This window comes from Rhodanobacter sp. UC4448_H15 (genome assembly GCF_052978265.1).
Genome location: NZ_CM129665.1, coordinates 2,317,993 through 2,337,931, shown reverse-complemented (window position 1 = coordinate 2,337,931; position 19,939 = coordinate 2,317,993). Strand labels below are relative to the sequence as shown.

General features: G+C 67.1%; 18 protein-coding genes and 1 tRNA gene. 14 read left to right on the top strand and 5 right to left on the bottom strand.

Annotation, left to right across the window (positions count from 1 at the left end; all coding sequences use genetic code 11):
• The first annotated feature begins 8 nt into the window (after positions 1–8).
• The 4 genes from ACVCMI_RS10555 to gyrA all read left to right on the top strand — a co-directional run bounded on the left by ACVCMI_RS10555 (position 9) and on the right by gyrA (position 6,120).
• Positions 9–1,040 carry a poly(R)-hydroxyalkanoic acid synthase subunit PhaE gene (locus ACVCMI_RS10555; RefSeq protein WP_395118578.1) on the top strand — a complete coding sequence of 344 codons (1,032 nt, stop codon included), beginning with the start codon at positions 9–11 and terminating at the stop codon, positions 1,038–1,040.
• A gap of 11 nt (positions 1,041–1,051) precedes the next feature.
• Positions 1,052–2,119: a class III poly(R)-hydroxyalkanoic acid synthase subunit PhaC gene (locus ACVCMI_RS10550; RefSeq protein ID WP_447098853.1), complete on the top strand. Its 1,068-nt coding sequence runs from the start codon at positions 1,052–1,054 to the stop codon at positions 2,117–2,119.
• Between the two features lie 64 nt (positions 2,120–2,183).
• Positions 2,184–3,203, top strand: a complete 1,020-nt coding sequence (mtnA, locus tag ACVCMI_RS10545; RefSeq protein WP_447098854.1) for an S-methyl-5-thioribose-1-phosphate isomerase — start codon at positions 2,184–2,186, stop codon at positions 3,201–3,203.
• Between the two features lie 301 nt (positions 3,204–3,504).
• Complete coding sequence (gene gyrA, locus ACVCMI_RS10540) at positions 3,505–6,120, top strand: DNA gyrase subunit A (protein ID WP_447098855.1); 2,616 nt, start codon at positions 3,505–3,507, stop codon at positions 6,118–6,120.
• Between the two features lie 73 nt (positions 6,121–6,193).
• Here gyrA and hflD read toward each other — a convergent pair whose 3' ends face one another.
• From hflD to ACVCMI_RS10525, 3 genes are read right to left on the bottom strand one after another with little or no spacing between them, the layout of a single operon-like run.
• Positions 6,194–6,817 (bottom strand): high frequency lysogenization protein HflD, encoded by a 624-nt coding sequence (hflD, locus tag ACVCMI_RS10535; protein WP_395121391.1) that lies wholly within the window; start codon positions 6,815–6,817, stop codon positions 6,194–6,196.
• Positions 6,818–6,827: 10 nt separating this feature from the next.
• Positions 6,828–7,976: a tRNA 2-thiouridine(34) synthase MnmA gene (mnmA, locus tag ACVCMI_RS10530; protein ID WP_447098856.1), complete on the bottom strand. Its 1,149-nt coding sequence runs from the start codon at positions 7,974–7,976 to the stop codon at positions 6,828–6,830.
• Positions 7,973–8,458, bottom strand: a complete 486-nt coding sequence (locus ACVCMI_RS10525) for an NUDIX hydrolase (RefSeq protein ID WP_447098857.1) — start codon at positions 8,456–8,458, stop codon at positions 7,973–7,975. Before ACVCMI_RS10525 ends, mnmA begins: the two co-directional genes overlap by 4 nt.
• Before the next feature lie 118 nt (positions 8,459–8,576).
• Here ACVCMI_RS10525 and clpS point away from each other — a divergent pair, with 118 nt between their 5' ends.
• Both clpS and clpA read left to right on the top strand, forming a co-directional pair.
• Positions 8,577–8,903 (top strand): ATP-dependent Clp protease adapter ClpS, encoded by a 327-nt coding sequence (gene clpS / locus ACVCMI_RS10520; protein WP_395118566.1) that lies wholly within the window; start codon positions 8,577–8,579, stop codon positions 8,901–8,903.
• Positions 8,904–8,968: 65 nt separating this feature from the next.
• Positions 8,969–11,239 carry an ATP-dependent Clp protease ATP-binding subunit ClpA gene (gene clpA / locus ACVCMI_RS10515; RefSeq protein WP_447098858.1) on the top strand — a complete coding sequence of 757 codons (2,271 nt, stop codon included), beginning with the start codon at positions 8,969–8,971 and terminating at the stop codon, positions 11,237–11,239.
• 87 nt (positions 11,240–11,326) lie between these two features.
• Here clpA and infA read toward each other — a convergent pair whose 3' ends face one another.
• Positions 11,327–11,545, bottom strand: coding sequence for a translation initiation factor IF-1 (gene infA, locus ACVCMI_RS10510; protein ID WP_007081871.1), 219 nt, complete (start codon positions 11,543–11,545; stop codon positions 11,327–11,329).
• A gap of 98 nt (positions 11,546–11,643) precedes the next feature.
• The gene (locus ACVCMI_RS10505; protein ID WP_395118562.1) at positions 11,644–11,919 is read right to left on the bottom strand and encodes a polyhydroxyalkanoic acid system family protein; all 276 of its coding nucleotides are present in this window, start codon (positions 11,917–11,919) and stop codon (positions 11,644–11,646) included.
• A gap of 80 nt (positions 11,920–11,999) precedes the next feature.
• On the opposite strand from ACVCMI_RS10505, the gene ACVCMI_RS10500 reads away from it, so the two are divergent.
• The 8 genes from ACVCMI_RS10500 to ACVCMI_RS10465 all read left to right on the top strand — a co-directional run bounded on the left by ACVCMI_RS10500 (position 12,000) and on the right by ACVCMI_RS10465 (position 19,895).
• Positions 12,000–12,767 (top strand): FHA domain-containing protein, encoded by a 768-nt coding sequence (locus ACVCMI_RS10500; RefSeq protein WP_447098859.1) that lies wholly within the window; start codon positions 12,000–12,002, stop codon positions 12,765–12,767.
• 69 nt (positions 12,768–12,836) lie between these two features.
• Positions 12,837–13,922, top strand: coding sequence for a 3-phosphoserine/phosphohydroxythreonine transaminase (gene serC, locus ACVCMI_RS10495; protein ID WP_447098860.1), 1,086 nt, complete (start codon positions 12,837–12,839; stop codon positions 13,920–13,922).
• A 66-nt stretch (positions 13,923–13,988) separates the two neighbouring features.
• Complete coding sequence (pheA, locus tag ACVCMI_RS10490) at positions 13,989–15,077, top strand: prephenate dehydratase (RefSeq protein WP_395118556.1); 1,089 nt, start codon at positions 13,989–13,991, stop codon at positions 15,075–15,077.
• A complete protein-coding gene (aroA, locus tag ACVCMI_RS10485) occupies positions 15,074–16,384 on the top strand; it encodes a 3-phosphoshikimate 1-carboxyvinyltransferase (RefSeq protein WP_447098861.1) in 1,311 nt (436 codons plus the stop codon). The genes pheA and aroA overlap by 4 nt, the downstream gene beginning before the upstream one ends.
• A gap of 63 nt (positions 16,385–16,447) precedes the next feature.
• A complete protein-coding gene (gene kdsB, locus ACVCMI_RS10480) occupies positions 16,448–17,224 on the top strand; it encodes a 3-deoxy-manno-octulosonate cytidylyltransferase (RefSeq protein ID WP_447098862.1) in 777 nt (258 codons plus the stop codon).
• Positions 17,225–17,271: 47 nt separating this feature from the next.
• Positions 17,272–19,113, top strand: coding sequence for an excinuclease ABC subunit UvrC (gene uvrC / locus ACVCMI_RS10475; protein WP_447098863.1), 1,842 nt, complete (start codon positions 17,272–17,274; stop codon positions 19,111–19,113).
• Positions 19,114–19,185: 72 nt separating this feature from the next.
• The gene (pgsA, locus tag ACVCMI_RS10470; protein WP_395118548.1) at positions 19,186–19,782 is read left to right on the top strand and encodes a CDP-diacylglycerol--glycerol-3-phosphate 3-phosphatidyltransferase; all 597 of its coding nucleotides are present in this window, start codon (positions 19,186–19,188) and stop codon (positions 19,780–19,782) included.
• A 37-nt stretch (positions 19,783–19,819) separates the two neighbouring features.
• Positions 19,820–19,895 (top strand) — tRNA-Gly (locus tag ACVCMI_RS10465).
• Positions 19,896–19,939 lie beyond the last annotated feature (44 nt).

The following is a 19,939-nucleotide window of genomic DNA, read 5'->3' as shown; positions in this document are numbered from 1 at the left end:
ATGCACCGATGGCCGATCCGGCGAATGATTTCATCAGGGATTACCAGGCGCTGGCACAGCAGTCGTGGGACGCCTGGACGCGCCAGTTCCAGCAGCCTCCCGCGGCCAATCCGTTCGCGCCGCCCCCGGCGCCTGCCGCGGGCAATGACATGCTCGAACGCACCCTGGCCGGGCTGAAGGGATACTTCGACTGGATGCAGGCAGCGGCCAGCGGCGGCGCGGCCCAGCCGGCCACCGACTGGCGTCAGCAATTGCAGCAGATGTTCGGTGGAGCCAGTCAGCCGTTCGCGCAGGCTTTCGGCGGCATCGACACTGCCGGCGCGGAGGGCTTCGCGCGGCAATGGCAGTCCTGGCTGCAGGCGGCCCAGCGCGGTGGTTTCGGTGAGCTGTCGGGCTTGCAGGGGCCGACCCCGGCATTCGGCCTGAACCGCGAGCAGCAGATGCAGCAGCAAGCCTTGGCCACGGCCTTGCTGGAGTCGATGCGGGCATCCGCCCGCTATCAGGAACTGATCCAGCGCGCCAACGCGCAAGGCATGCAACGCCTGCAGGCGCGGTTGGCCGAACCGGGGCGCCAGGTCGATTCGCTCAAGGGGCTGTACGACTTGTGGGTGGACGCCTCCGAAGAGGCTTATGCGGGAATCGCGCTGTCCGACGAGTTCCGCGATGCCTATGGCGAGATGGTCAACACGCAGATGCGCGTGCGCCAGCTCCAGCAACAGCAGACCGAGCAGATGTGCCAGCAGCTCGGCGTGCCCACGCGCAGCGAAGTGTCCAGCCTCGGCGAACGCCTGCAGGCGCTGCGCCGCGAATTCCGTGCCAATCTGGCCGATGGGTCCGCCGACCATGCCGGGGAGATCATGGCCTTGCGCCGGGAACTCGCGGCGTTGAAGCGCCGGCTCGCCGATCGTCCGGCGGTACCCGCAGTGAAGAAGCGCGCCGCTGCCAAGCCTGCGGTCGCCGTGAAGAAGGCGCCGGCGAAAGCGGCGCGCAAGCCCACCAGCCCGTCCAAATCGGGCTCCGGCCAGCGCAAGCGCAAATAAGGAGAGCAGCCATGCAGACACCATTGCGCGTCGACCCGACCCAGGCCCTGGCCGACATCGCCACCTTCCAGCGCAAACTGGCCGCCGGCATGGCCAACCTGCGCAACATGCGCGAGCCGGAATACGCCAATACCCCGCGCGAGCTGGTCTACAGCGAGGACAAGCTGAAGGTCTGGCACTTCACCGGTCACGGCAAGGCGACCTCGAAGACCCCGCTGCTGATCGTCTACGCCCTGGTCAACACGGTGTGGATGACCGACCTGCAGGCCGACCGCTCGATGGTGCGCAACCTGCTGGAGCAGGGCGAGGATGTCTACCTGATCGACTGGGGCTATCCCGACGGCGCCGACCGCTGGCTGACCCTGGACGACTACATCAACGGCTACCTCGACCGCTGCGTCGACGTGGTACGCAAACGCCACGGTCTCGACGCGATCAACCTGCTCGGCATCTGCCAGGGCGGCGCGTTCTCGCTGTGCTATACCGCGCTGCACCCGGACAAGGTGAAGAACCTGATCACCATGGTCACCCCGGTGGATTTCCACACGCCGGACAACATGCTGTCGCACTGGTGCCGCCGCATGGACGTGGACCTGTTCGTCGACACCATGGGCAACATCCCGGCCGGGTTGATGAACTACGTCTACCTCACGCTGAAGCCGCTGCGGCTGAACCAGCAGAAGTACATAGGCATGGTGGACATCCTCGACAACCCGACCGAGCTGGAAAACTTCCTGCGCATGGAGCGCTGGATCTTCGACTCGCCCGACCAGGCCGGCGAGGCGTTCCGCCAGTTCATCAAGGATTTCTACCAGGGCAACAAGCTGGTCAAGGGCACGCTGGACATCGGCGGTCAGAGCGTGGATCTGGGCATGATCACCCAGCCGGTGCTGAACATCTTCGCCGAGCAGGATCACCTGGTGCCGCCGGATGCCTCGCGCGCACTGGGCAAGCACGTGGGCACCACCGACTACACCCAGCTCGCATTCAAGGGCGGCCACATCGGCATCTACGTGTCCGGCCGCGCCCAGCGCGAGGTGCCGCCGGCGATCCACCAGTGGTTGCGCCAGCGCGACTGAATCGCGCGCCCGCACGTGATCGCCTGTCGTGCGGAATCCACGCACGACAGGCGATAATCACCGGATGACCACATCCGCCGATACCCACGATTCCATCCGCGCCGTGCAGTGGCAAGGCGATCACCTGCGCCTGCTCGACCAGCGCCTGCTGCCGGGCGAGGAACGCTGGATCGACTGCCGCGATGCGGCCCAGGTCACCCAGGCCATCCGCGACCTGGCCGTGCGTGGCGCGCCGGCCATCGGCATTGCCGCCGCCTGGGGCGTGGCGATGGCGGCACAGCAGGGCGTTCCGCTGGAACCGGTATTGGCGCAGTTGCGCGCGGCCCGGCCCACGGCAGTGAACCTGATGTGGGCATTGGACCGGATGAAAAAACGCATCGTGGCCGGTGCCGATGCCGGTGCGCTGTTGCACGAGGCGCAGCTGATCCAGGACGAGGATCTGGCTGCCAATCGCCGCATGGGCGAGCTCGGCGCAGCACTGATCGCGCCGGGCTCGGGCGTGCTGACCCATTGCAACACCGGTTCGCTGGCCACCGCCGGTTACGGTACCGCGCTCGGGGTGATCCGCGCCGGCGTCGCCGCAAACCGGATCGCGCGCGTCTATGCCGGCGAGACGCGTCCGTGGCAGCAAGGCGCGCGGCTGACCATGTGGGAACTCGTACGCGAGGGCATCCCCGCCCGGCTGATCGCCGACTCTGCCGCCGCGCACCTGATGAAATCCGGCGCCGTGCAGTGGGTGATCGTCGGTGCCGACCGCATCGCGGCCAACGGCGACACCGCCAACAAGATTGGCACCTACCAACTGGCGATCAGCGCGAAATACCATGGCGTCAAGTTCATGGTGGTGGCGCCGTCGTCGACGGTGGACATGGCGACCGCCAACGGCGAGGAGATCGAGATCGAGCTGCGCGACCCGGCCGAGCTTCTGTCCAGCGGGGGCAGGCGCGTGGTGGTGGAGGGAGCGCAGGCATGGAATCCGGTTTTCGACGTCGCACCCGCCGAGCTGATCGACGCGATCGTCACCGAGCGCGGCGTGATCGAGCGACCTGACACCCTGTCGATGCAGGCCTTGTTCGGCCATTGATTCCCCGGGTTCCGATGCGGCATCCGGCCGTCCTTGCGGCGCTTGCCGTGTTCGTCCGCTGGTTGCCGAGACGACCTCGCTGGGGGCCTGCGCGTCCGGCGCGCTGCTCAATTCTTGAGCACATTTCCGATGGCCTCGTGCCGGTCTCGCGATGGCAATACAAGTCATTGATTTCAAAAGCTTAAAACCTGTCATTTTGCAGCCATCCATGCTACAATCCAGCGGTTCATTTCGGGTCGCTCGCGCACGCGCTTGAGACGCGGCGCCAGCGTCCTTTTTTTGTCTCCAGGGAAGCCAATCCATGGCAGAAACCGCCAAAGAAATCATTCGCGTCAACATCGAAGACGAGATGCGGCAGAGCTACCTCGATTACGCGATGAGCGTGATCATTGGCCGCGCGCTTCCGGATGTACGCGATGGACTCAAGCCGGTGCATCGTCGCGTATTGTTCGCGATGAACGAACTCGGCAACGTGTGGAACAAGCCGTACAAGAAGTCGGCCCGCGTGGTCGGCGACGTCATCGGCAAATACCATCCGCACGGCGACCAGTCGGTGTATGACGCGATCGTGCGCCTGGCGCAGCCGTTCTCGCTGCGCTACATGCTGGTCGACGGCCAGGGCAACTTCGGCTCGGTCGACGGCGACAGCGCCGCCGCCATGCGTTACACCGAGGTGCGCATGTCGCGGCTCAGCCACGAGCTGCTGGCCGACATCGACAAGGAAACCGTCGACTTCGGCCCGAACTACGACGAGAGCGAGCACGAGCCGCTGGTGCTGCCCACGCGCGTGCCGAACCTGCTGGTGAACGGTTCGGCCGGCATCGCGGTCGGCATGGCCACCAACATCCCGCCGCACAACCTCAACGAGGTAATCGCGGCGACCATCGCGCTGATCGACGAGCCCGCGCTGTCGATCGACGAATTGATGCATTACATCCCGGGCCCGGACTTCCCGACCCACGGCATCATCAATGGCTCCTCCGGCATCATCGAGGCCTACCGCACCGGTCGCGGCCGCATCCTGGTGCGCGCGAAGGCGGAGATCGAAACCGAGTCGAACGGCCGCGAGACGATCATCGTCCACGAGCTGCCGTACCAGGTGAACAAGGCGCGGCTGATCGAAAAGATCGCCGAGCTGGTCAAGGAAAAGAAGCTCGAAGGCATCAGCGAGCTGCGTGACGAGTCCGACAAGGACGGCATGCGCGTCGTCATCGAGATCCGCAAGGACGCGATGGGCGACGTGGTGCTGAACAACCTGTTCCAGCAGACCCAGCTGCAGGTCACCTTCGGCATCAACATGGTGGCGCTGCTGGACGGCCAGCCGAAGCTGCTGAACCTCAAGGACATCCTCGAAGCGTTCATCCGCCACCGGCGCGAGGTGGTCACCCGCCGCACCATCTTCGAGCTGCGCAAGGCCCGCGCCCGCGCGCACATCCTCGAAGGCCTCACTGTCGCACTGGCCAACATCGACGAGATGATCGAGCTGATCAAGACTTCGGCGTCGCCGGCCGAGGCGCGCGAGCGCATGCTGGCCAGGAAATGGCAGCCGGGCGTGGTCGGCGCGCTGTTGTCGGCGGCCGGTGCCGGTGCCTCGCGACCGGAGGACATGGACCCGCGCGATGGCCTGAAGGCCGATGGCTACCAGTTGTCCGACGTGCAGGCGCAGGAAATCCTGGCGATGCGGCTGCACCGCCTTACCGGCCTGGAACAGGAAAAGCTTTCCGACGAGTACCGCCAGATCCTGGAAACCATCCGCGGCCTGATCGAGATCCTGGAGAACCCGGACCGCCTGCTGCAGGTGATCCGCGAGGAGCTGGAAGCGATCAAGGCCGAGTTCGGCGACGCGCGTCGCACCGAGATCCAGCATTCGCAGGAGGACCTCAACGTCCTCGACCTGATCGCCCCGGAAGACATGGTGGTCACGCTGTCGCACACCGGCTATGTCAAGCGCCAGCCGGCCAGCACCTACCGCTCGCAGCGGCGCGGCGGCAAGGGTCGCTCGGCCTCGGCGCTGAAGGACGAGGACGTGGTCGAGCAGCTGTGGGTGGTCAACACGCACGACACCCTGCTCACCTTCACCAGCACCGGCCGCGTCTACTGGCTCAAGGTCTACCAGATTCCCGAGGCCGGTCCCGGCGCGCGCGGCAAGCCGATCATCAACCTGCTGCCGCTGGGCGAGGGCGAAAAGGTGCAGGCGGTGCTGCCGATCCGCGAGTATGCGGAAGATCGCTTCGTGTTCTTTGCCACCAAGCACGGCACGGTGAAGAAAACCCCGCTGACCGAATTCGCGTTCCAGCTGCAGAAGGGCAAGCTGGCGATCAAGCTGCACGACGACGACGCACTGGTCAACGTCGAGCTGACCGACGGCGACAGCGACATCCTGCTGTTCGCCTCCAACGGCAAGGTCAATCGTTTCGACGAGAACACCGTGCGCTCGATGGGCCGCACCGCCGCGGGCGTACGCGGCATGAAACTGGTCGGCGGCGCCGAGGTGGTATCGCTGATCGTGGCGGCGGAAGGCGACATCCTCACCGCCACGGCGCGGGGCTACGGCAAGCGCACCGAACTGGCCGAGTTCACCAAGAAGGGCCGTGGCACGCAAGGCGTCATCGGCATCCAGTGCTCCGAGCGCAATGGCGCGCTGGTCGGCGCGGTGCAGGTCACCGAGGCGCACGAGCTGATGCTGATCTCCGACCAGGGCACCCTGGTGCGTACGCGCGTGGCGGAAGTCTCGCAACTGGGCCGCAATACCCAGGGCGTCACCCTGATCAAGCTGCCCGCCAACGAAACGCTGGTCAGCGTGATGCGGCTGGACGCGGAAGAGGACAACGGCGACGAGGCCGTCGTCGAGGCCGGGGATGCGCCGGTCGGCGAAGCGGGTGAGGGCGCCACGGGAGACGCTTCCGCGGGCGAGTGATCCCGCTGTGGTGAAACGAACAGGCCCCGGCATGGCCGGGGCCTGTTCGCGTTCATGGCATGCCGCGCGTCGGTCAGCGATGGTCCAGCGTGACACCGGTCAGCAGGCCACGGGCCAGCATGCTGCATTGACGCCGGTACACCAGAAGCTGCCACTGGCGTCCGCCGACCTGGCGCCACAGCACCGCCGAGCGCACCGCGGCGAGCAGGTTGGCGCGCACTTTCTCGACCACGGCCGGTTGCTGCAACTGCTGCGGATTGCCGCTGACCATCACCCGCGGCCGCAAGGTGGACAGCGTGGATGCATACAGCTCGGCGAGACGGCCGCTGACCTGGCTCGAATCCTGTCCGAAATGCTCGACCTGGCGCTGCGCCGCCTGGATGCCCTGCTGCAGCTTCTCCAGCAGCTCCGGGCGGCCGGCAAGGCTGCGTTCCAGCCGCATCACGGTGACCACCATGCGGGTAACCGACATGTCGCGATCGCTCTCGTCGAGCTGGGCGACCAGGTTGCGCAGGCCGAGGCGCACGCCCGAGACGCCACCGTACACGGCCACCACCGAGGGCGCGTCGATGCGGAAGATGCTGGCCACGCCCGCCTGCATGGCGATCTCGTCGCAGCGTCCGTCGTTGGCCAGTTGCTGGGCCAGCGAGCAGGCCTGAAACAATCCGGCCAGGGCGAGTACGCGTTCCTCGTTCATGCCTAGGGTTTCAAACACGGATTTGCGATTCCTTGAGTTGCGCTGTGGTGGTGAGGGTGAAGGCTGGCAGCAAGCCGCCGTAGGCGGCATCGGTTGCCATGATCACCGCGCCGCCGAGACAGACCTCGCCAGCGTAGAAAACGACCGATTGACCCGGCGTGACGGCACGCTGCGGCACATCGAACGTGACGGCAAGACCGGTCTCGCCGACGCTGACCGAGCACGCCTGGTCGGTCTGACGGTAGCGCGTGCGCGCCGTGCAGCGAAACTCGGTGCCCGGCGGCTCGCCGGCGATCCAGTGTGGTGCCTCGGTATGCAATCGCCGCGACAGCAGCCAGTGGTTCTCGCCGCCCTGGGCGACGATCAGCACGTTGGCCGCCACGTCCTTGCCCACCACGAACCACGGCTCGCCGCTGGCGCCATGCCGGCCGCCGATGCCGAGTCCGTTGCGCTGGCCCAGGGTGTAATACATCACGCCCTGGTGTTCGCCGACCCGCCGGCCGTCGGGCGTGCGCGTCTCGCCCGGCCGTGCGGGAATGTACTGCGCCAGGAAGCTGCGGAAGTCGCGCTCGCCGATGAAGCAGATGCCGGTGGAATCCTTCTTCGCATGGGTCGGCAGCGCCGCCTCGCGGGCCAGTTCGCGCACGCGCGGCTTCTCGATCCCGCCCAGCGGAAACAGCGTGGCGGCCAGTTGCTGCTGGCCCAGCGCATGCAGGAAATAACTCTGGTCCTTGGCCGCGTCCGTCGCCCGCAGCAGCCGGTGGCGTCCGTCCACGCAATCGACGCGGGCGTAATGGCCGGTGGCGATCTTTTCCGCGCCGAGCATGCGAGCCTCGTCGAGGAAGGTCTTGAACTTGATCTCGCGATTGCACAGCACGTCCGGATTGGGTGTGCGGCCGGCGCGGTATTCGGCAAGAAAGTGCTCGAACACGCCATCCCAGTACTCCGCCGCGAAGTTGCGCGCGTGGAACGGGATGCCCAGGCGGCCACAGACCGCCACCGCGTCCTTGCGGTCCGCGTCGCTGGTGCACGGACCGTCGCGGTCGTCCTCTTCCCAGTTCTGCATGAACAGGCCTTCGACCTCGTGGCCCTGCCGTTGCAGCAACAGGGCAGCCACCGACGAATCGACACCGCCGGAGACGCCCAGCATCACCTTCATCCGCGCGACCCTCCCGGCACCCAGCTCAGGCTGGCCAACGGCAGTCGCTGGCCGGCCAGCCAGGCGTCGATGCTGGCCAGCACCAGCGGGCTGCGCAGGCGCTCGCCGAGGCCGGCGATTTCGTCGCGAGTCATCCACAAGGCGCGGCGGATACCGGTGTCCAGCGGCCGATCGGCGTCGTGCCCGAGTGCCCGGGCGGCGAAACTGAAGCGGATCACTGCCTCGCCGTGCTCGCTGCTGCGCCATTGCTGCACGCCGATCAGGTGCTGCGGCTCGACCGTCCAGCCGGTTTCTTCCAGGGTCTCGCGCACGGCCGCGGCGGCCAGCGTTTCGCCGTCCTCCAGGTGCCCGGCCGGCTGGTTGCAGACCAGTCGGCCGGCAACCTCCTCCTCCACCATCAGGTAGCGCCCGGCCTCAGCCACCACGCACGCAACGGTGACGTGCGGGCGCCAGATCTCGGGGCGGGGCGTGGGGTCGGCCATGAAAATTCAGGGGTGGAAAAGTGTCCATTGTGCCACTACCTGCAGTAAACGCCGACGCGCCGGGCACGATTGGCGGCGGCGTATACTTCAACCGAAAGCGAATGCCTCCCACGACACCATGGCCAACGAAAACGAACACGAACAAGACAGCGGCCGCGGCCTGGCGCTGGAAACCGCCAAGCCGGAAGTGGCACGACCGCCGCTGTTCCAGGTGCTGCTGCTGAACGACGATTTCACACCGATGGATTTCGTGGTGGAGGTGCTGCGCAATTTCTTTACCCTGGACCAGGAACAGGCGGTGCAAATCATGTTGCACGTGCATACCCGCGGACGCGGCGTGTGCGGCGTGTTCACGCGGGAAGTGGCAGAAACCAAGGTCACCCACGTCAACGAGTATTCCCGCTCGCACCAGCATCCGTTGTTGTGCACTATGGAAAAGCTCTGAACGCCCCCATTTCGTGCCCATCGCGGCGCTGAAGGCCGCCCAACAAGCTAGCGGAGACGATCCGAATGTTCAGCAAGGATCTGGAAGTCACCATCGGCCACTGCTACAAGCAGGCCCGCGAACAGCGTCATGAGTTCATGACGGTGGAACACCTGCTGCTGGCGCTGACGGAGAACCAGTCGGCGCTCGGCGCACTGCGCGCCTGCGGCGTCGACCTGCCGCGCATGGCCGGCGAGCTGACCCGCATCATCGGCGAGACGGTGCCGGTGCTGCCGCCGGGCGACGAGCGCGACACGCAACCCACGCTGGGCTTCCAGCGGGTGCTGCAGCGCGCCGTCTACCACGTGCAGTCGTCCGGCCGAAAGGAGGTTACCGGCGCCAACGTGCTGGTGGCGATCTTCGGCGAGAAGGATTCGCATGCGGTGTTCTTCATGCACCAGCAGGAGATCACCCGGCTCGACGTGGTCAACTACATCTCGCACGGCATCGCCAAGATCGGCGACGAGCCGGCCGCCGGCGTGTCCGGCGGCGAGCGCGAGGGCGAGGAGGGCGGCGAGCCCAAGGGCAACCCGCTGCACGAGTTCGCCAGCAACCTCAACGAACTGGCGCTGGAAGGCAAGATCGACCCGCTGATCGGGCGCGCCGACGAGATCGAGCGCACCATCCAGGTGCTCTGCCGCCGGCGCAAGAACAATCCGCTGTATGTCGGCGAGGCCGGCGTGGGCAAGACTGCGCTGGCCGAGGGCCTGGCCAAGCGCATCGTCGACGGCGAAGTGCCCGAGGTGCTGGAGAGCGCCACGATCTGGGCGCTGGATCTCGGTGCCCTGGTGGCCGGTACCAAGTACCGTGGCGATTTCGAGAAGCGCCTGAAGAGCGTGATCGCGCAGCTCAAGAAGCAGCCCGGTGCGATTCTGTTCATCGACGAGATCCACACGATCATCGGCGCCGGCTCCGCCTCGGGCGGCACCATGGATGCCTCGAACCTGATCAAGCCGATGCTGGCCTCGGGCGAACTGCGCTGCATCGGTTCGACCACGTTCCAGGAATACCGCGGCGTGTTCGAGAAGGACCGTGCGCTGGCCCGCCGCTTCCAGAAGATCGACGTGGTCGAACCGACCGTGGCCGACAGCGTGGAGATCCTCAAGGGCCTGCGTTCGCGCTTCGAGGAACACCACCATGTCGCCTACACCAACGACGCGCTGAAGGCGGCCGTCGACCTGTCGGTGAAGCACATCCCCGACCGGCTGCTGCCGGACAAGGCGATCGACGTGATCGACGAGGCCGGCGCACGCCAGCGACTGCTGCCGGAAGACAAGCGCACCGGTACCGTGGACGTCAGCGAAGTCGAGTACATCGTGGCCAAGATGGCGCGGATTCCGGAGAAGCAGGTCTCCGCCTCCGATCGCGACGTGCTGCGCAACCTCGAGCGCAACCTCAAGATGGTGGTGTTCGGGCAGGACCCGGCGATCGAGGCGCTGGCCGCGTCGATCAAGATGGCCCGCTCGGGCCTGGCCGACCCGTCCAAGCCGATCGGCTGCTTCCTGCTGGCCGGCCCCACCGGCGTGGGCAAGACCGAGGTGACCAAGCAGCTGGCGATGCAGCTCGGCATCGAGATGATCCGTTTCGACATGTCCGAGTACATGGAAGGGCATTCGGTGTCGCGGCTGGTCGGTGCGCCTCCGGGCTACGTCGGTTTCGACCAGGGCGGCCTGCTGACCGAGGCGGTGACCAAGCACCCGCACGCGGTGCTGCTGCTGGACGAGATCGAGAAGGCGCATCCGGACGTGTTCAACATCCTGCTGCAGGTGATGGACCGCGGCGTGCTGACCGACACCAACGGCCGCGAGGCGAACTTCAAGAACGTGGTGGTGGTGATGACCACCAACGCGGGCGCGGCGATCGCGGCGCGGCGCAGCATGGGCTTCGTCGAGCAGAAGCACGAATCGGACGCGATGGAAGTGATCCGCCGCATCTTCACGCCGGAGTTCCGCAACCGGCTGGACGCGATCATCCAGTTCGCCGCGCTCGACTTCGAGCACATCCTGCGCGTGGTCGACAAGTTCCTGATCGAGCTGGAAAGCCAGCTGACCGAGAAGCGGGTGAGCCTGGACGTGGATGCCGACGCCCGCCGCTGGCTGGCCGAGCACGGCTTCGACCCGCAGATGGGCGCACGGCCGATGGCGCGGGTGATCCAGGAGAAGGTGAAGCGCGCGCTGGCCGACGAGCTGCTGTTCGGCAAGCTGGTCGACGGCGGCGTGGTCAAGCTGAGCGTGGCCGACGGCGAACTGAAGGTGGAGTGCAAGGCCGTCACCAAGCTCCCGGCCATCGTTGAGTAACGGCCCGCTGAGGGCTGGCTCCACAACGCAAAAGCGGCGCCATGCGCCGCTTTTGTCATATCGGTACGTCGATCCCGTCGGGGCCGCCTACTTCATGCGGTAGGTGATGCGTCCCTTGCTCAGGTCGTACGGGGTCATCTCGATCTTGACCTTGTCGCCCGTGAGGATACGGATGTAGTGCTTGCGCATGCGCCCGGAGATGTGCGCGATCACCACGTGACCGTTCTCCAGCTGCACGCGGAACATGGTGTTGGGCAGGGTCTCCTGGACCGTGCCTTCCATTTCGATGACGTCGTCTTTGGCCATATGTCCCGGGCTTCACGCGCAGCCGAGATGGCTGCGTAAGCCGTCGATTATGCCACGAATGGCGGCGTGGTTAAAGAATCATCAAGGCCGTCGCAAGTTCAGGCAAACAGCTCCTCCAGCTTGCGCCGGATCTCCTGTTCGATCATGCCGGTCAGCGGCGTCAGCATCATGCCCAGCCTCGCCTGCACGTCGATTGCCTCGCGCTCCACGGCAATGGAACCGGTGACACCGGGGCGCGAGAAACCCAGGGTGTCGCCTTGCCAGTCGCCGGCCAGGCCGAACTTCTCGTGCATGCGCGCGGCCACCTGCTCGACGCGGGCGCGGGCCTCGGCGATCGACAACTGGTGGGCGCGGCGAATATGGATGCTCGGCATGGCATGCTTCCGGCAAAGCGGCCATCTTACTGCGATGCAGGCGCATGGTAGAGTCTCGCGATTGATCGACCTGGCACGCCATGCGCATCGAATTTCCCAATGCCGCTCGCGAGGATTTCCGCTGGACGCAGGCGCGACTGTGCATCGGCAGCGACGCCGCCAATGACCTGGTGCTGGCCGCCGGCCAGGCGGCCGCGCGGCACGTTCGCATCGAGCAGGATCGTCGCGGCTGGGTGCTCCAGGTGCTGCCCTCGGCCGACCGCATCTACGTCAACGCCAGGCCCGTGCGCGAGCGTGCGCTGGTGCGTCCGGGCGACGTGGTCAGCATCGGCGATTGCCGCATGTTGCTGCGCGACGACGACGATCCCGCGCTGCGTGAGCCGCGCCAGGTCCCGGCGCACGAACGCTGCATCGTGGCGCTGCGCGCGGTCGCCGGGCCGCTGTCCGGGCGGCTGCTGCCAGTGCAGGATGGGCTTGAGTTCGGTCCCGCCGGCCGTTGCCTGCCGGGCCTGCCGGCGGGCGAGGCGGTGGGCTTGCGCATCGGCTGGCAGGAGGGCCGGCTGATGCTGGAGTCGACCCTGCCCTCGGCGCGGCATCCGTTGCGGGTGAACGGCGTCGCGACGCAATGCGTGGCGCTGCAGGACGGCGACCAGATTGGCGTGGCGATGCACCGCTTCGTACTCGAGGCTCCCGGCATGGAACCCGAACCGGAACCGGTCGAATCCGCGCCGCGGGCGACGCCCTTGCCCGAGGCAGCGGCCGGGCCTTCCGGCGAGGTGTGGTGGCTGATCGCCACGGCTGCCGCGCTGGCGCTGGCCATCGCCTTGGTGCTGCTGGTGCGCTTCTGAGCACTGGTTGACGAAAGCATGTTGCGCCGCGGCATAATGCGGAACAACCTCGACGCCGCAGGAAACCCCGTGAGCAGAGTCTGGAATTTCAGTGCCGGTCCCGCCGCGCTGCCGCTGGCCGTGCTCGAACGCGCCCGCGACGAGCTGACCGACTGGCAGGGCAGCGGCGCTTCGGTGATGGAGCAGTCCCATCGCGGCAAGCGCTTCATCGCCATGGCCGCGCAGGCCGAAGCGGACTTGCGCGCGCTGGTGGGTATCCCTGCTGACCATGCCGTGCTGTTTCTGCAGGGCGGCGCGACGCAGCAGTTCGCCCAGATCCCCATGAACCTGGCGGGCGAGGGGGAAAGCGCCGACTACATCGACAGCGGCCACTGGAGTGCCAAGGCGATCAGCGAGGCAGCGCCGTACGTGCGGGTCAACGTGGCCGCCAGCGCGAAGGCCGCCGGCTATCGGCAGCTGCCGCCGCGCGAAAGCTGGCAGCTCGATCCGCGCGCCGCCTATGTGCACTACACGCCGAACGAAACCATCCACGGCGTGGAGTTCCCCGACGTGCCCGAGACAGGCGAGGTGCCATTGGTCGCGGACATGTCCTCCAACATCCTGTCCGCGCCACTGGACGTGCGCCGATTCGGCCTGGTCTATGCCGGTGCGCAGAAGAACATCGGCCCGTCCGGACTGGTGCTGATGATCATCCGTCGCGACCTGCTCCAACGAGCGGGCCGGCCGATGGCGCGGATCTTCCGCTATGCCGACCATGCCGCGGCCGACTCGATGTTGAACACCCCGAACACCTGGGGCTGGTATCTTGCCGGGCTCACTTTCCAGTGGCTGCTGGCGCAGGGCGGGCTGGCCGCGATGGGCGCAGCCAACCGCGCCAAGGCCCACTTGCTGTACACGAGCATCGACGGCTCCGGCGGCTACTACCGCAATCCGGTGGAGCCGGCCGCGCGTTCGCGCATGAACGTGCCATTCACCCTGCATGACAGTGCGCTGGATGCGCCATTCCTGCAGGAGTCCGAGGCCGCCGGGCTGCTTGCGCTGAAGGGGCACAAGGCAGTGGGCGGGATGCGCGCATCGCTGTACAACGCCGTGCCGCTGGAGGCGGTCGAGGCGCTGGTCGCTTTCATGCGCGACTTCGCCACGCGCCATGGTTGAACATCATTCGCGGAGCATGGGATGCTCGCGTGCAAATGGACTTCTTTCCATCCAGACGGCCAAGGCATGAACGACCCCAAGACTCCGCTTAGCGAGATGCGCGAGCGCATCGACAGCATCGACCGGCAGATCCAGCAGCTCATCTCCGAGCGCGCCAACCATGCCCGCACGGTGGCGAAGGTGAAGGGCGAGGGGCTTTCGGCGATCGACTACTACCGCCCCGAGCGCGAAGCGCACGTGCTGCGAATGGTGGTGGACCGCAACCAGGGGCCGCTGTCCGATGCCGAGATGGTGCGCCTGTTCCGCGAGATCATGTCCTCCTGCCTGGCGCAGGAAGACCCGTTGAAGATCGGCTTCCTCGGCCCGGAGGGCACCTTCAGCGAACAGGCCGTGCGCAAGCATTTCGGCCATGCCGCCTACGGCCTGCCGCTGGGCAGCATCGAGGAAGTGTTCCAGGAGGTCGCCGCCGGGCACGCCGATTTCGGCGTGGTGCCGGTGGAGAACTCGGGGCAGGGCATGATCCAGGTGACGCTGGACATGTTCCTCACTTCCGAGGCCACCATCTGCGGCGAGATCGAGCTGCGCGTGCACCAGTGCCTGCACTCGCGCAGCGGCAGGCTGGAAGACGTGCATCGCATCTACGCACATGCTCAGTCGCTGCAGCAGTGCAAAACCTGGTTGCGCATCAACCTGCCCGACGTCGAGTGCATCGCGGTGTCGAGCAATGCCGAGGCGGCTCGGCTGGCGTTGCATGCCGATGATGTCGCGGCGATCGCCGGCGAAAGCGCAGGCAAGGTCTATCGGCTGAAGACGGTGGCGCAGGGCATCGAGGACCGCGCCGACAACACCACGCGCTTCCTGGTGATCGGCCGCACGCTGTTCCCGCCCTCGGGCAACGACCGCACCTCGCTGCTGGTCACGGTCAACGACAAGCCGGGCGCACTGTACGACGTGCTCAGCCCGTTCGCGAAGCATGGCATCAGCCTGAACCGGATCGAGTCGCGCCCGGCGCACACCGGCAAGTGGCAGTACGCATTCTTCATCGATGTGTCCGGCCACATTGACGACGATGCGCTGCAGGCCGCCGTGCGCGACATCGGCGAGTCGGCCGCGTCGATTCGCGTGCTCGGCTCCTACCCGGTGGCCTTGCCTTGAGCGCACGGCTGGACTGGCTCAGCGGCGCAGTTGGTCCCTTGCACGGCAGCGTCGCCGTGCCGGGCGACAAGTCGATCTCGCATCGGGCGCTGATGCTGGCGGCCATCGCAGAGGGGCGTTCGCATATTCGCGGCTTTCTCGAGGGTGAGGACACGCGCGCCACGGCCGCGGTACTGGCCCAGCTCGGCGTGCGCATCGAAATCCCGACGGAGGGTGAACGCGTCATTCACGGCGTCGGCCTGCACGGCCTGCATGCCGCCACGCAGCCGCTGGACTGCGGCAATGCCGGTACCGGCATGCGTCTGCTCGCTGGCTTGCTCGCGGGGCAGGCGTTCGACAGCGTGCTGGTGGGCGATGCTTCGCTGTCGAAGCGACCGATGCGCCGGGTGACCGACCCGCTGGCGCGGATGGGCGCGCGCATCGACAGCCAGGACGGCCTGCCGCCCCTGCGGCTTCACGGCGGCAACACCCTGCGCGGCATCCGCTACGAGTTGCCGGTGGCCAGCGCCCAGGTGAAGTCCGCCCTGCTGCTGGCCGGCCTGTATGCGCAAGGCACGAGCGAGATTCTCGAACCGCACCCGACCCGCGACTACACCGAACGCATGCTGGCCGCGTTCGGGTGGCCGATCGAGTTCACGCCGGGTCGTGTCCGGCTCGACGGTGGCCACGCCTTGCGTGCGGTCGACGTCGAGGTGCCGGCGGACTTCTCGTCGGCGGCATTCTTCCTGGTTGCCGCCAGCATCGTGCCGGGTTCGCAGCTGCGCCTGCCGGGGATAGGCCTCAATCCGCGCCGCACCGGCTTGCTGCAGGCACTGCGCCTGATGGGCGCGGACATCGTGGTGGAGCGGGAACGCGAGGCCGGCGGAGAGCCGGTGGGCGACCTGGTGGTCCGCCATGCGCCGTTGCATGGCATCGAGTTGCCCGTCGCGCTGGTGCCGGACATGATTGACGAACTCCCCATCCTGTTCATCGCTGCTGCCGCGGCGTCGGGACGCACGGTGGTCCGCGGCGCGGCCGAGTTGCGGGTGAAGGAATCCGACCGCATCGCCACCATGGCGGCGGGCATGCGCGCGCTGGATGTGGCGATCGAGGAGACCCCGGATGGCGCGGTCATCGACGGCGGCCCGATCGGCGCCGGCACGGTGGAAAGCCTCACCGACCATCGCATCGCGATGAGCTTCGCGGTGGCCGGCTTGCGCGCGACCGGGCCGGTGCGGATCAACGACTGCCGCCACGTGGCCACCTCGTTCCCCGGCTTCCGTGAGCTGGCCAACGGCTGCGGGTTTGCCCTGCGCGAGGCGTGCTGAACCTGGCGCGGCACTCGTTGTATCGTGATCGTCCGCGCCGGCGCGCACCCCAAGGATTGACCGATGTCGCTTTCCCCCTCGTTCATCGTGGCCATCCCGGCCCGGCATGGCTCGACCCGGCTGCCGGGCAAGCCCCTGCGTGACATCGGCGGGGTGCCGATGGTCGTGCGCGTGGCGCAGCGCGCACTGCAAGCCGGCGCCAGCTGCGTGGTGGTGGCGGTGGACGACGAGCGCATCGCCGAGGCGCTGGCCGGCCAGCGCGAGGTGCAGATCTGCATGACCCGCCGCGACCACGCCTCCGGCAGCGACCGGCTGGCCGAGTGCGCGGAGCAGCTTGGCTGGGCCGACGACAGCATCGTGGTCAACCTGCAAGGCGACGAACCGTTCGCGCCGGCCGCCGGCATCCGCGCCGTCGCCCAGGCGCTGGCCGGTGACGATGCGCCGGTGGCCACGCTGGCCACGCCGATCATCGACGCCGAGGAGCTGTTCGATCCTAACGTCGTGAAACTGGTGCGCACCGGCAACGGGCGCGCGCTGTATTTCAGCCGTGCGCCGATGCCGTGGGCGCGCGATGCGTTCGCGACGGATCGGCACACGCTGCCGTCCGGCACGCCGTTCCTGCGCCACATCGGCATCTATGCCTATCGGGCCGGGTTCCTGCGTCGCTACACGCAGTTGTCGCGCACGCCGCTGGAACAGACCGAATCGCTGGAGCAGTTGCGCGTGCTCGAGCACGGCCACGCGATCGCGGTGCGGCTGACACCCGAGCCGTTTCCCCCGGGCATCGATACCGAGGCGGATCTGGAACGCGCCGAGCTGTGGTTGCGCTCACACCGGTGAGGCTCCATATCGGGAACGTCGCCATCCGCTGCCGCTAGAATCCCTCCATGCAGTCCCCGCAACCGCCCCCCTTCGACGGCAAGGCCTTCGTCCGTACGCTCGCCACTTCGCCGGGCGTCTACCGCCACTTCGACGCGGCCGGCGAGTTGCTCTACGTGGGCAAGGCCGGCAACCTGAAGAAGCGCGTCGGCAGCTATTTCCTGAAGCCGCCGACAGAGGCGCGCATCGCCGCGATGGTGGCGCAGATCGCCCGCGTCGAGATCACGGTGACGCGTACCGAGGGCGAGGCGCTGCTGCTGGAATCGCAGCTGATCAAGTCGCTCAAGCCGCGCTACAACATCCTGCTGCGCGACGACAAGAGCTATCCCTACATCTACCTCTCCAGCGGCGAGGACTATCCGCGGCTGGCCTTCCACCGCGGCGCAAAGAACCTGCCGGGTCGTTATTTCGGGCCATACCCCAGCGCCCATGCGGTGCGCGAAAGCCTCAACCTGATGCAGAAGCTGTTCAAGGTGCGCCAGTGCGAGGACAGCTACTTCCGCAACCGCACGCGCCCGTGCCTGCTGTACCAGATCGGCCGCTGCAGCGCGCCGTGCGTGGGGCTGATCAGCGTCGAGGACTATCGCGAGGACGTACGCCATGCCGAGATGTTCCTGGAAGGGCGCAGCAACGCGGTGATCGACGAACTGGCCACGGCGATGGAGCAGGCCAGCCAGTCGCTGCAGTTCGAGCGTGCCGCGAAACTGCGCGACCAGGTCGCCGCGCTGCGCCAGCTGCAGGCGCAGCACCACGTGCGCGGAGCCAGCGCCGACATGGACGTGCTCGCCTGTCGCATCGAGGCCGGCATGGCCTGCGTCAGCGTGCTGTTCTTCCGCAACGGCATCAGCCTGGGGACGCGGGATTTCTTCCCGCGGCTGCCGCTGGACGCCACGCCGGCGGACGTGCTGGCGCAGTTCATCGCGCAGTACTACCTGGACCGGCCGGTGCCGCGCGAGCTGATCCTCGGCATGGCGCTGCCCGACCAGGCCCTCCTCGCCGAGGTGCTGGGCCAGCACGCCGGTCATGTGGTGGAACTGAAGTCCAGCGTGCGCGGGGATCGTGCGCAGTTCCTGCAGATGGCCGAGCGCAATGCCCAGGCTTCGCTTACCGCGCGGCTGGCCAGCCGGCAGACGCTGGGCACGCGTTTCGACGATCTGCAGAAGGTGCTGGGGCTGGACAGCATGCCGCGCCGGATCGAATGTTTCGACATCAGCCACACCATGGGCGAGCTCACGGTAGCGTCGTGCGTGGTATTCGGCCCGGAAGGCCCCGAGAAATCGCACTACCGCCGCTTCAACATCGCCGGCATCACGCCCGGTGACGATTACGCGGCCATGCACCAGGCATTGACCCGACGCTTCCGCAAGGTGGCCGAAGGCGAGGGCGTGCGTCCCGACGTGCTGCTGATCGATGGCGGCAGCGGCCAGGTGGCACAGGCGCTGGAGGTGTTGTGCGACCTGGGTGTCGACGGCATCGAGGTGGTCGGCGTGGCCAAGGGGCCGGGCCGCCGCGCCGGCGAGGAAACCCTGGTGCTGGCGCGACATGAGGCGGGCAGCGTGGGCCGCGAGCTGCATCCCGGCTCGTCCTCGCCGGCGCTGCACCTGGTCGCGGCGGTGCGCGACGAGGCGCATCGCTTTGCCATCAGCGGCCATCGCAAGCGGCGCGAGAAAGCGCGCGAGCGCAGCGTGCTGGAGGACATCCCGGGCATCGGGGCGCGGCGGAGGTCGTTGCTGCTGAAGGCCTTCGGCGGCATGCAGGGCGTGGAGGCAGCCGGCGTCGAGGAGTTGATGCAGGTGAAGGGCATCGACCGAAACCTGGCCGAGAAAATCTATGCCAGCCTGCATGGCTGAATGCCGGCAGGTACCATCACGTGGCAGCGGCATGCCGGCGTGCGAAACTGCAACAAATCCTCAGGACGAACCATGCGCATCAATTTGCCGACCTGGCTGACCCTTTTCCGCGTGGCATTGCTGCCGGTGATGGTCGTGGTGTTCTACTTGCCGTTCCGTGGCCACAACATCACGGCCGCCATCGTGTTCATCCTGGCCGCCATCACCGACTGGCTGGACGGCTATCTCGCCCGGCGGATGAAGCTCACCTCGGCGTTCGGCGCCTTTCTCGACCCGGTGGCGGACAAGTTGATGGTGGCGGTGACGTTGTTCCTGCTGGTGCAGTCGCATCCGAGCAGCGGCTGGTCCGGCATCCTGATGGCGGTGACCGCGGCGGTCATCGTCGGGCGCGAGATCAGCGTGTCGGCGCTACGCGAATGGATGGCCAAGATCGGCATGAGCGCCACCGTGAAAGTCGCCATGATCGGCAAGCTGAAGACCGTGATGCAGATGGTGGCGCTGGTGGTGCTCATCGTGCAGCACGAGAAGGAAGCCACGGCGCTGCGGCTGTATCACATCGGCGAAGGACTGCTGGTGATCGCCGGCATCCTGACCATCTGGTCCGGGCTGTACTACCTGCGCGCAGCCTGGCCGATGCTGCGCGACGACGCCTCGGGCAAACCGACTTGACGACACCGTTTCACGTATTAGAATGCGCGGCTCCGATGCGGGAATAGCTCAGTTGGTAGAGCACGACCTTGCCAAGGTCGGGGTCGCGAGTTCGAGTCTCGTTTCCCGCTCCAGATTTCGCCCGTGGCGACGCAAGGCCCTGACTCGTTCAGGGCCT